Genomic DNA, 11657 nt, shown 5'->3' on the forward strand with positions numbered 1-11657 from the left:
CGATGGCCTCCAACGGATTCCGTTGGAGGCCATCGATGTGCTGCTTTGTTGCGACCGACGACTCCGGTCATCCGACCGGAAGTGTGCCGTGCTCCCCCAACCGCGGCGGTGCACCGTATTCGGGCTCGTAGCCATCGATTCGGATGGGGCTGCCGACGAGCCGGAAGTCACCGGCCTCGACCACCATGCCCGGCGTGGCCTCGAGCGCGTCCGGCAGCGACCGGACCGCGGCGGCGGGCACACCCAAGGGACGCAACCGGGATTCCCACCCGGCGGCAGTGTCGCCGGCGAGTACTTCGGTGACCACGGCGAGTACCTCGTCCCGATTCGCCGCGCGCTCGGCCATCGTCGCGAAGCCCTCGACGCCGGCTTCGGCAGCGAAAGTGCGCCAGAACCCGTCGTGTGTGATGAACAGTGCCAACGTGCCGCCGGACGTCGGGAACAGCTGCGCCGGAACGTAGTACGAGTGCGCCCCGCTCGGCATGCGACGCGGCGCGGTACCTTCGTTGAGAAATGCGGAGGCGCGGTAGTTGAGCTGCGAGAGCATGACGTCGCGCAGCGACACCTCCACCTGACCGCCGCGACCCGACACGATCTGAGCCAGCAGACCGAGCGCGGCCGTCAGACCGGTCGAGTTGTCGGCCGCCGAGTACCCGGGCAGCGTCGGTGGGCCTGCGGGATCGCCGGTGAGATCGGCAACGCCCGTCACCGCCTGGATGACGTAGTCGAATGCGGGATCGTCACCCTCTGCGAGGCCGTACCCGGTGAGCGCGACACAGACGATCTTGTCGTTGAACCGGCGCAGTGCGTCGTAGGTCAGTCCGTACTTTCGGATCGCCGACGGCTTGAGATTGACCAGCAGAGCATGTGATTCGGCGGCGAGCTCACCGAGCCTGAGCCGGCCCTCCTCAGTGGTCAGATCGAGGCAGATACTCCGCTTACCCCGGTTGAGGCTCGCGAAGTACGCGTCGCTGACCTGCCGCGACAGATCGCCCGTCGGTGGTTCGATCTTCGTGACCTCGGCCCCGAGATCGGCGAGCATCATCGTCGCGTACGGTCCGGCGAGGATGTGGCCGACCTCGAGGATCCGAATACCCGCGAGTGGACCGGCGTTCGCACCCGCGGGCGGGTCCGTTGTCACACCCGCGTGCGGGTCCACCTTCACCGAAGTTCCTTCGCGAGCTCGGCGACGACCTCACGGGTGCGGTACTTCGACGCGACCAGTTCGTCGCGGTTGTTGCCGATGGGCAGCAGGCGCATCGACAGATCGGTCACGCCGGCATCGCGGTAGCGGCGGAACCCGGCGAGGATCGCCTTCTCGTCGCCGACGATGGCCATCTGGCCGATGTCCTTCGCCTCACCCTGCTCGAGCAGCCGCTGGTAGTTCGGCGAGATCTCGGCCTCGGCGAGGATCCGATTGGCTCGCTCACGCGCCGTGTCCTCTTCACCCGGCGCGCACAGGCACACCGGGACGCCCGCAACGATCCGAGGATCGGGACGTCCGGCTTCTGCGGCAGCCTTGGTGATGCGCGGAGCAATGTGCTCGCCGATCGCACGTTCGTCGGCCATCCACAGGATGGTTCCGTCGGCGCGTTCACCGGCGATCTTCAGCATGACGGGCCCCAGCGCGGCAACCAAGAGGGGCATCGGTGCCACAGGTCCGATATCGAGAGGGTTGTGCACGGTGAACGTGTCGTTCTCGACGTCGATCGAACCGGGCAGATCCTTGATGGCGCCGAGCACGTCGATGTAGTCCCGAGTGAACTTGGCGGGCTTCTCGTAGGGCAGGCCGAGCATGTCCTGCACGATCCAATGGTGGGACGGACCGACACCGAGCGCGAGTCGTCCGTTCAGCGCAGCGTGGGTGGACAGCGCCTGGCGCACCAGGTGCACCGGGTGCTGTGCCTGGAGAGGCACCACGGCAGTACCGATCTCGATTCGGCTCGTCCTCGTGCTCATGAGGGCGATGGCCGTCAATGCGTCGAAGTCGGTGGGGATCTGCGGAACCCACACGGTGTCGAATCCGGCGGCCTCCGCCCATTCGACATCCTTCAACATCCGGTCGACCTTGCGGCTGGTGTCCCCCTGCTCGGGTCCGACCATCACTCCGATCCGCACGATACCTCCAAGTTTCCGACGAAGTTCTGTCCTCTGCGCGGCCCGGTGTCGCGCTCGATGACCGGGCTCGGGAACGGCCTACGCGCGGTCCGCGTTCTCGGTCAGTTTGCGTACCCCGGCGACCAGAACGTCGAGTGGTGTGCTGGTCGGGAACACCGCCGCGGCCCCGGCCTCGAGAAGCTTGGGGACGTCGGACGCGGGAATGGTGCCGCCGACGACCACGTCGATATCGCCGGCATCCGCTGCACGCAAGGCCTCGACGACCTTCGTCGTCAGCGCGACGTGCGCGCCCGACAGAATGCTCAGACCCACGACCTCGACATCTTCCTGAAGGGCGATGGACACGATGTCCTCGACCTTCTGGCGAATCCCGGTGTAGATCACTTCGAAGCCTGCGTCGCGCAGCGCACGCGCGACGATCTTGGCGCCGCGATCGTGTCCGTCGAGACCGGGCTTGGCGACGAGAATGCGGGCGGCCATCAGAACACCACCGGCTGCTGGAATTCGCCCCACACGGACTTCAGTGCTGACACCATTTCGCCGACGGTGCAGTAGGCGTTGGCGCAGTCGATCAGGGAGTGCATCAGATTGTCGGTTCCTTCCGCTGCGCGGGACAGGGCTGCGAGGGTGCTGCGCACGGCCTCGGGGTCACGTTCTGCCTTCACCTTCGCGAGACGCTTCAGCTGCATCTCGCGGCCTTCGGCATCGAGTTCGTAGGTGGATATCTCCGGGGCCGGTTCGTCGGAGACGAACTTGTTGACGCCGACGACGGGTCGTTCTCCGGCCTCGATCTCCTTGTGGATCTTGTACGCCTCGTCGGCGATGAGGCCCTGGAGGTACCCGTCCTCGATGGCACGGACCATACCGCCGTGCTGTTCGAGGTCGGTCATGATCTCGACGATGCGCTCTTCGGTGCGGTCGGTGAGCGCTTCGACGAAGTAGGACCCGCCGAGAGGATCGGCCACTCGGGTCACGCCGGTCTCGTAGGCCAGAATCTGCTGTGTGCGCAGCGCGAGCGTCGCGGATTCCTCACTCGGCAGCGCGAACGGCTCGTCCCACGCCGCGGTGAACATCGACTGGACGCCACCGAGCACCGAAGCCATGGACTCGTAGGCCACGCGCACGAGGTTGTTCTGAGCCTGCGGCGCATAGAGCGAGGCACCGCCGGCGACACAGCCGAACCGGAACATCGAGGCCTTGTCGGTGGTCGCGCCGTAACGCTCGCGGACGAGCGTTGCCCAACGTCGCCGTCCGGCACGGTATTTGGCGATCTCTTCGAAGAAGTCGCCATGGGTGTAGAAGAAGAACGAGATCTGCGGCGCGAACTGGTCGATGGTCATGCGGCCGCGTTCGACCACGGTGTCGCAATAGGTGACGCCGTCCGCGAGAGTGAACGCCATCTCCTGAACCGCGTTGGCTCCGGCATCGCGGAAATGCGCGCCGGCCACCGAGATCGCGTTGAACCGCGGGACTTCGGCGGCACAGAACTCGATCGTGTCGGCGATCAGTCGCAGGGATGGCTCGGGCGGCCAGATCCACGTACCGCGGGACGCGTATTCCTTCAGAATGTCGTTCTGGATGGTGCCGGTGAGCTTCTCGCGCGGCACACCCTTGCGTTCGGCGGCGGCCACGTAGAAGGCCAGCAGGATCGCGGCGGTGCCGTTGATCGTGAAACTCGTGCTGATCTTGTCCAGGGGAATGCTGTCGAAGAGAATCTCGGCGTCGGCGAGGGTGTCGACGGCGACACCGACGCGACCGACCTCTTCGGTGACCTCGGGGTCATCGGAGTCGTAGCCGCACTGAGTGGGCAGATCCAACGCAACCGAAAGCCCGGTGCCACCTTGGTCGAGCAGGTAACGGTAACGGCGGTTGGATTCTTCGGCGGTGCCGAAGCCCGAATACTGACGGAATGTCCACAGTCGGCCCCGGTAGCCGGAGGCGAAGTTTCCACGAGTGAAGGGGAACTTGCCCGGCAGGGGCAGTTCACGCTCTTGATCCCCCGACCCGTAAACCGGATCGAGCGGGATCCCGGACGAGGTTTCCACGATATCGCTCACGCCGGATACCTTACTTGCAGAAAATGAGAATGCCAATATCATCGGTGAGAACGAACAAGCCCCACGAATCCGATCAGGGAGAACGATGACGAGCCAGCATGCACTTCGCGACCGCACGATGGTTGTGTCCGGCGCCAGCCGCGGCATCGGACTTGCGATCGCCGTCGCTGCCGCCACACAGGGCGCGAACGTGGTGCTCCTGGCCAAGACCGCCGAACCCCACCCGAAGCTGCAGGGTACCGTCCACACAGCCGTCGCCGACATCGAAGCAGCAGGCGGCAAGGCCGTTGCCATCGTCGGCGACGTGCGTAAAGAAGAAGACGTGCAGCGCCTCGTCGACACCGCCGTCGAGCGATTCGGTGGCATCGACATGTGCGTCAACAATGCGAGCGCGATCGGAACCGAACCGACCGAGAAGTTGTCGGCGAAGAAGTACGACCTCATGCAGGAGATCAACTGCCGCGGCACCTTCCTCCTCACGAAGGCAGCACTGCCGCATCTCCGCAAGTCCGAGAACGGGCACATCCTCACGATCGCCCCGCCGATCAACATGAACCCGTACTGGCTGGGCGCGCATCCCGCATACACCCTGTCCAAGTACGGAATGTCCCTGTTGACACTGGGTTTCGCCGCCGAGTACGCCGAGGCCGGAATCGCTGCGAACTGCCTCTGGCCGGAGACGTACATCGCCACCTCCGCGGTCGCGAACATGCAGGACGGCGATCACCTGCTGTCGTCGTCGCGCAGCCCCGAGATCATGGCCGACGCCGCAGTCGAGATCCTGTCGAGCCCGGCAGAGACCACCAGCGGCAAGTGCTTCATCGACGCCGATGTGCTCACTGCAGCGGGCCTCACAGATCTGTCGCACTACGGCGGTGGCGACAACCCGCAGTGGGATCTGTTCCTCGACAAGGACTGACCAGCAGACTCATCCAGAACGGCACCGAGTGAACCTCACTCGGTGCCGTTGCATTTCGGGAACTACCGGACCATTCGCCGTCTGCGCGCGGCCGTCCGTTCCTCTTCGGTCATGCCGCCCCAGACCCCGTATCGTTCACCGGATTCCAGCGCATAGCGCAAACACTGCATGCGCACCGGGCACGACTCGCAGATCTGCTTCGCGGCCGCGATCCGCTCTTCCCGCGGCTCGCCACGCTCGTTGTCGGGGTGGAAGAAGAGTGCACCGTCCACGTCGCGGCACGCCGCGTCCATCTGCCAGTCCCACGACTCCGCCACCGGGATCGGAAGTTTGAGGAGTTTCAGAGCGGGCACGGGGTCACTCTCCCTTCGACATCTCGCGGTAGCTTCGGATGAGGGCGTCGGTGGAGGCATCACCTGTCGTCGGATCACCGTCACCGAACAGCGCCGGCTGCAGTTGTGTTGCCTGCATCTTGCCCAGCTCCACGCCCCACTGGTCGAACGAATCGATCCCCCACACCACGCCCTGGACGAACACCTGATGCTCGTACAGCGCGATCAACTGCCCGAGGGTCGACGGTGTCAACTTCGGCGCAAGGATGGTCGTCGACGGCTGATTCCCGGGCATCACCTTGTGCGCCACCAACTCTTCGGGCGTGCCGTCGGCTCGTACCTGGTCTGCGGTGCGTCCGAACGCCATCACCTTCGACTGCGCGAAACAGTTCGCCATGAGCACGTCGTGCATGCTTCCGGTTCCGTCTGCGGTCGGCAGATCTTCCGTCGACGCGGCGAATCCGATGAAATCCGCAGGCACCAGGTGCGTTCCCTGGTGCAGTAGTTGATAGAAGGCGTGTTGCCCGTTCGTACCCGGTTCACCCCAGAAGATCTCACCGGTCGCACAACCCACCGGAGTGCCGTCGGAGCGCACCGACTTGCCGTTCGACTCCATGGTCAGTTGCTGCAGGTAGGCCGGGAAGCGCACGAGGTCACTGGAATAGGGCAACACAGCACGTGATTGCGCGCCGAGGAAACTCGTGTACCACACGCCGAGAAGACCCAGCAGGATCGGAGTGTTCTCGTCGAGAGGTGCGGTGCGGAAGTGGGTGTCGATGCGGTGGAAACCGTCGAGCAATTCACCGAATTGCTCTCGGCCGATCGCACACATCACCGACAGCCCGATGGCCGACCCGAGCGAATACCGGCCACCGACCCAGTCCCAGAAGCCGAACATGTTGACCGGATCGATGCCGAACTCGGCGACCCGTTGCGCATGCGTGGACACCGCGACGAAATGCGCCGGCACTGCACCTTCCCCGAGTTTCGCAACCAGCCAGCGCCTTGCCGCGGTCGCGTTGGTCAGCGTCTCCACCGTCGAGAACGTCTTCGACGCCACGATGAACAACGTCGTCGCCGGATCAAGGCCATCGAGTGCCGTTGTGAGATCGGCCGGGTCGACGTTCGACACGAACCGCACCCGCGGGCCGTCGTGGTAGTGCCGCAGCGCGCGCGTCACCATCACAGGGCCCAGATCCGATCCTCCGATCCCGATGTTGACCACCATCGCGATCTTCTCGCCGGTCGCTCCGCGCCACCGCCCGTCGCGGACACGATCGGTGAAGTCGCCCATCGCCCCGAGCACCTCGTGCACATCGGCGACCGCGTCCTGCCCGTCGACCGTCAACTGCGCGGTCGGCGGCAGCCGCAGCGCAGTGTGCAGCACTGCCCGGTCCTCGGTGACGTTGATGTGTTCTCCGGCGAACATCCGGTCGCGTGCGGCCTCCACGCCGGTCACGCGCGCAAGGTCGAGCAGCAGTTCCTCGGTGCGGGTGGTGATCCGGTGTTTGCTGTAGTCGACCATCAGGTCCGCAGCGGCGACGGTCATCGAGTCCACCCGCCCCGGATCGGCGGCGAACAATTCACGCAGGTGCACCGACCCGACGTCGTCGCGATGGGCCTCGAGGGCACGCCACTGTGGAAGGGTTGTCACATTCTGTGCAACCGAAGTCATCTCGCTCCTCCGTCCGCTCAGGCCAGAGCGCGCAGACGAGGAGCCAGATCCCGCTCGAACAACTCCAGAAAGCGCCGCTGATCATGACCCGGCGCATGAAACACCAAATGATTCAACCCTGCATCCACATACGCCTTCACCTGCTCCACCGCCACATCAGGATCCGACGCCACAATCCACCGCTTCGCCACCTGCTCGATCGGCAACGCATCCGCCGCCGCCTCCATCTCGATCGGATCCTCGATGGAATGCTTCTGCTCCGGCGACAACGACAACGGCGCCCAGAACCGCGTGTTCTCCAACGCCAGATCAGGATCCGTATCGTACGAAATCTTGATCTCGATCATCTTGTCCACCGACGCAACATCACGCTCGGCCTTCGCCGCGCCCTCGGCCACCGCAGGCAACAGCTTGTCGGTGTACAACTCCATGCCCTTACCCGAAGTACAGATGAACCCATCCCCCGCGCGGCCCGCATACCGCGCCACCACCGGGCCACCAGCCGCGATGTACACCGGAATACCGCCCTCGGGCACGTCGTAGATCGACGCCCCCACCGTCTTGTAGAACTCACCGTCGAAATCGACACGATCACCGGTCCACAATTCCCGCATCAACCGCACCGACTCCCGAAGACGTGCGAACCGCTCCTTGAACTCCGGCCACGCGTCGCTGTACCCGGTCGCGATCTCGTTGAGCGCCTCACCGGTCCCCACCCCCAGGAACACCCGCCCCGGATACAGGCACCCCATCGTCGCGAACGCCTGCGCGATCACCGCCGGGTTGTACCGGAACGTCGGCGTGAGCACCGAGGTCCCCAACTGCAACCGCTCGGTACGTTCCCCGACCGCGGTCATCCACGCCAACGAGAATGGGGCATGGCCCCCGTTGTGCCGCCACGGCTGGAAGTGATCCGACACCGTCGCCGAATCCATCCCGTGCGCCTCGGCGAGCACCCCCAACTCCACGAGTTCCCGCGGGCCGAACTGCTCCGCCGACGCCTTGTATCCCAACTTGAGCATTGCGTGTGACCTCCGAAAGACAACGTCGTATCCGGTCGTCCGAGGTCACTGCGGCAACCTCGGCGGTTCCAGTGTGCTTGGTAAATTTCACGTTCTCGGCAAAACTTCACGATCTTCGAAACTTGACGGCTCTCAAATAGACCTGCGCGAGAACGCGCACGTTCTGCTCGAAATCATGCACACTTTCGTGCATCAGTGTCAATATCTATGCGCATTCTGCGTGTCGGTGCGCTATGGTCGTCACCGATCGAGCAGTGACTCGGTCTCGACCATCCCACACCGATGTACCGATCCGAGGAGCATTCGTGTCCGCGAGCGCACGGCGACGTGACATCTTCACTCGAGTACTCGCCGACGGATACGTCGACGCGAAGACATTGTCGGCGGCACTCGGCGTCGATTCCTCCACCATCCGGCGCGACCTCGACGCGCTGGCACGCGACGGCAAGGTCGAACGCACCCACGGCGGCGCGAAAGCGATAGACGGTGCATCCTTCGAAGTCCCGTACGTGCTCAAACAGGACGTGCGCCGCGCCGAGAAATCGGCGATCGCGTCGGTCGCGGCCGCACTCGTGTCCGACGGCGACAGCGTCGTTCTCGACAGCGGGTCCACCACCTACGAGATCGCGGTCGCGCTGCGTGAGAGGTCGTCGCTGACCGTGCTCACGAACGATCTCCGCATCGCTAAGTTCGTCGCGTCGTTTCCCGATGTCCGGTTGCTGGTGTCCGGTGGTGAGCTGCTCGGATCCGTCTACACACTCATCGGCGACCATGCCGTCCGGTTCATGTCGCACTATTCGGCGGACTGGGCGTTCCTGGGTGCGGACGCGATCGAACCCGCTGCCGGAATCACCAACAACAACACCCTCGAAGTTCCCATCAAACGGGCCTTGATCTCCGCTGCCGCACACACAGTGGTGGTTGCCGACCACGCCAAGTTCGGTCGACGCGCCCTCGCGAAGGTGGCAGCACTCGACGAGGTGGACACCATCGTCACCGACTCCCGGCTCGACGACGACCAACATGCCCTCTACGGAGACAAACTGGTGCTCGCCGCGGTTCCCACTCCGTCATGATCCGATGCGAAGTCCGGTCTCTGCCGAGAAAAAGAAGACTTCACCGGGTTTCGGAATCAGGTGGATCGCTTCACCATTCGCAACGGGAGTGCGTCGATCCCAACGGACGACGACTTTCCCGCTCTCGTCGGTCGGGTCAGTAGATACCGCGTGGACGAACGACTCGGCGCCGAGCTCTTCGACGAGGACGACCCGCACGGTCCATGACCCCTTGCGCCAGGCACCGACCGACGTCCACGACTCCGGCCGGACTCCCAACACCACGCGACCCGAGTCGACCGACCGGGGCGTCGGAACCTGCAGCTCACCGAGCTTTGCCGATCCGTCCAGCACGGGAACCTCGACGAGGTTCATTCCCGGCGACCCGACGAACCCCGCCACGAAAGTGTTGACGGGATCATCGTAGAGCGTGCGCGGCGTCGCGACCTGCTGCAGGCGTCCGCCGTCGAGCACCGCGACCCGATCGCCCATCGTCATCGCCTCGACCTGGTCGTGGGTGACATACACCGTGGTCGTTTCCAACCTGCGCTGCAGTTCGGCGATCTGGGCGCGAGTGCTCACCCGCAGTTTCGCATCGAGGTTCGACAGCGGTTCGTCCATGCAGAACACCGCCGGATGTCGAACAATGGCTCGACCCATGGCTACTCGCTGACGCTGGCCGCCCGAGAGCTTGCCCGGTCTGCGGTCGAGCAGCGCGTCGAGTTCGAGCATCTTGGCGGCCTCGAGCACACGCTTCGTGCGTTCCGGCTTCTTCACCCCGGCGTTCTGCAACGCGAACGCCATGTTCTCGGCCACCGTCATGTTCGGGTACAGCGCGTAGTTCTGGAACACCATCGCGACATCTCGCGCCTTGGGCGGTAACCCCGTCACGTCGCACCCACCGATCTCGACGCGGCCGGAGTCGATCGCCTCGAGACCGGCGAGCATACGCAGGCTCGTCGACTTCCCACATCCGGACGGACCCACCAGCACCAGGAATTCGCCGTCCGTGATCTCGAGGTCGAGCGAATCGACCGACGGGCGGTCCGAACCGGGATAGCGGTGCGTGACGTTCCGAAAACTGATCTGGGCCACTGGGTCCTACCTCTGTCTGTGAATGTGCGCTTACAGGTTCGGAGCGATCTGGCGATCGATGATCTGCTGAAGCTGGTCCTGAACCTCCGCGAATGTTGCAGCGACATCGGCGTTCTGGAGGGCGATCTTCTCGAGTCCGGTGCCGATGACCTGGTCTGCGCCGGGAACGAACACCCGAGCGTAGTCCTGCGAACGAGTGACCGCGAGCTGGTCGACAGCGGTGCGCGCATTGGGGTTCTCGTCGAGATACTTCTTCATCTCGGCGTTCTCGACCGCGGATTTACGGACCGGCATGTATCCGGTGGTCTGCGAGAAGTACGCCGTGTTGTCGCCGTTGGTGACGAAGTCGACGAACTTCAACGCGTTGGCCTTGCGCTCGTCGGAGATACCGGACGGGATCGCCAGGCCCGCACCACCGGTCGGGCATCCGGGCCCCTCGGGTGCGGGTAGGAATGCAGTGCCGAAGTCGAAGGCGGCGTTGCTGGTGATGCCAGACAGGTCGCCGGTGGACGCAATCGTGGACGCGAGGAGACCGGCCGAGAAGTCGTTGGCGATGTCGTTCGAGACGGACGCGTACTTCTTGGTGTGGATCATGTCCTTCAGGAAGGTGCCGGCCTCGATCGTCTTCGAATCCGTGAACAACAGGTCCCAACCATCGGAGTAGGCGCCGCCGAAAGTCCAGATCGGGCCCTCGAACGTCCAGCCGAGGTAGTCCGCAGCATTGCCCCACCCGTGCGCCCACTTGCCGCCGCCGACGACCTCCTGGATGCGCGGTCCCCACTCGTCGAACTCCGCCCACGACTCGGGGCCGCGGTCGGGCAGCCCGGCCTGGGCCCACACGTCCTTGTTGTAGTAGAACAGCGGCGTCGAACGAGCGTAGGGAATAGCGAAATGACTTCCCTCATAAAGGTAATCGGCGAGGAGAGCGTCTACATAGTCGTCGGTGTCGACGCCGACAGTCGAAAACAGATCGTCGAGCGGTGCGATGGCGCCGGTGATGGCGTAGTTGAACCACCACACGTCGGACAGGACGACGACGTCCGGCAGGTCGCCACCGGACAGTGCCGCGTTGAACTTCTGCGACACCTCCTCGTAGTTCTTGCCCCCGTCGACCAAGTTGACCGTCAGGTCGGGATTCTGCGCGTGGAAGCGACCGATCAGTTCCTTCTCGACCTCCATGGATTTGCCGGGGTGGTTGGACCAGAAGTTGATGGTGGTCGCGTCACCGGACGCCGCCGCACCCGATGTGCCGGAGGAACTTCCCGAACCGCCCCCGGTACCCGCGCACGCGGCCAGCGCTGCACTCGTCGCGACAAGGCCGGTCAGGCCAAGGAAACCGCGCCTGTTCACATTCCTGATGTCGATACCCATTACTTCGCTCCCT

Annotated in this window: 11 protein-coding genes; 2 read left to right on the top strand and 9 right to left on the bottom strand. The window is 64.4% G+C overall.

Translation table 11 applies throughout. The features are described 5' to 3' along the window. Positions 1-67: 67 nt before the first annotated feature. The 4 genes from ACFWB0_RS00775 to ACFWB0_RS00790 form a co-directional block, all read right to left on the bottom strand. Positions 68-1165, bottom strand: coding sequence for a CaiB/BaiF CoA transferase family protein (locus ACFWB0_RS00775; RefSeq protein WP_378488500.1), 1098 nt, complete (start codon positions 1163-1165; stop codon positions 68-70). After that, positions 1162-2118, bottom strand: coding sequence for an LLM class F420-dependent oxidoreductase (locus ACFWB0_RS00780; RefSeq protein ID WP_378488501.1), 957 nt, complete (start codon positions 2116-2118; stop codon positions 1162-1164). Before ACFWB0_RS00780 ends, ACFWB0_RS00775 begins: the two co-directional genes overlap by 4 nt. Before the next feature lie 78 nt (positions 2119-2196). Continuing rightward, the gene (locus tag ACFWB0_RS00785; RefSeq protein ID WP_378488502.1) at positions 2197-2598 is read right to left on the bottom strand and encodes a cobalamin B12-binding domain-containing protein; all 402 of its coding nucleotides are present in this window, start codon (positions 2596-2598) and stop codon (positions 2197-2199) included. Next, a complete protein-coding gene (locus tag ACFWB0_RS00790) occupies positions 2598-4175 on the bottom strand; it encodes a methylmalonyl-CoA mutase family protein (RefSeq protein ID WP_378488503.1) in 1578 nt (525 codons plus the stop codon). The genes ACFWB0_RS00785 and ACFWB0_RS00790 overlap by 1 nt, the downstream gene beginning before the upstream one ends. 85 nt (positions 4176-4260) lie before the next feature. On the opposite strand from ACFWB0_RS00790, the gene ACFWB0_RS00795 reads away from it, so the two are divergent. Then, the gene (locus ACFWB0_RS00795; protein ID WP_378488504.1) at positions 4261-5094 is read left to right on the top strand and encodes an SDR family oxidoreductase; all 834 of its coding nucleotides are present in this window, start codon (positions 4261-4263) and stop codon (positions 5092-5094) included. A gap of 62 nt (positions 5095-5156) precedes the next feature. Here the strand turns inward: ACFWB0_RS00795 and ACFWB0_RS00800 are convergent, their stop codons facing one another. The 3 genes from ACFWB0_RS00800 to fgd are packed head-to-tail and all read right to left on the bottom strand — an operon-like array spanning position 5157 to position 8123. Continuing rightward, complete coding sequence (locus ACFWB0_RS00800; protein ID WP_378488505.1) at positions 5157-5447, bottom strand: WhiB family transcriptional regulator; 291 nt, start codon at positions 5445-5447, stop codon at positions 5157-5159. Between the two features lie 4 nt (positions 5448-5451). After that, positions 5452-7101 (bottom strand): glucose-6-phosphate isomerase, encoded by a 1650-nt coding sequence (gene pgi / locus ACFWB0_RS00805; protein WP_378488506.1) that lies wholly within the window; start codon positions 7099-7101, stop codon positions 5452-5454. 17 nt (positions 7102-7118) lie between these two features. Next, entirely contained in the window at positions 7119-8123 is a 1005-nt protein-coding gene (gene fgd / locus ACFWB0_RS00810) for a glucose-6-phosphate dehydrogenase (coenzyme-F420) (RefSeq protein WP_378488507.1), read from the bottom strand. 305 nt (positions 8124-8428) lie between these two features. Here fgd and ACFWB0_RS00815 point away from each other — a divergent pair, with 305 nt between their 5' ends. Next, positions 8429-9199 carry a DeoR/GlpR family DNA-binding transcription regulator gene (locus ACFWB0_RS00815; RefSeq protein WP_378488508.1) on the top strand — a complete coding sequence of 257 codons (771 nt, stop codon included), beginning with the start codon at positions 8429-8431 and terminating at the stop codon, positions 9197-9199. On the opposite strand, the gene ACFWB0_RS00820 is transcribed toward ACFWB0_RS00815, so the two are convergent. Together ACFWB0_RS00820 and ACFWB0_RS00825 are read right to left on the bottom strand one after the other, a co-directional pair. After that, a complete protein-coding gene (locus ACFWB0_RS00820) occupies positions 9194-10273 on the bottom strand; it encodes an ABC transporter ATP-binding protein (RefSeq protein WP_378488509.1) in 1080 nt (359 codons plus the stop codon). The genes ACFWB0_RS00815 and ACFWB0_RS00820 overlap by 6 nt on opposite strands. Before the next feature lie 30 nt (positions 10274-10303). Next, on the bottom strand, positions 10304-11632 hold the full coding sequence (locus ACFWB0_RS00825) for an ABC transporter substrate-binding protein (RefSeq protein ID WP_378488679.1): 1329 nt from the start codon (positions 11630-11632) through the stop codon (positions 10304-10306). Positions 11633-11657 lie beyond the last annotated feature (25 nt).

The organism is Rhodococcus sp. NPDC060086 (genome assembly GCF_042730275.1).
In the GTDB taxonomy this organism is placed as follows: domain Bacteria; phylum Actinomycetota; class Actinomycetes; order Mycobacteriales; family Mycobacteriaceae; genus Rhodococcus.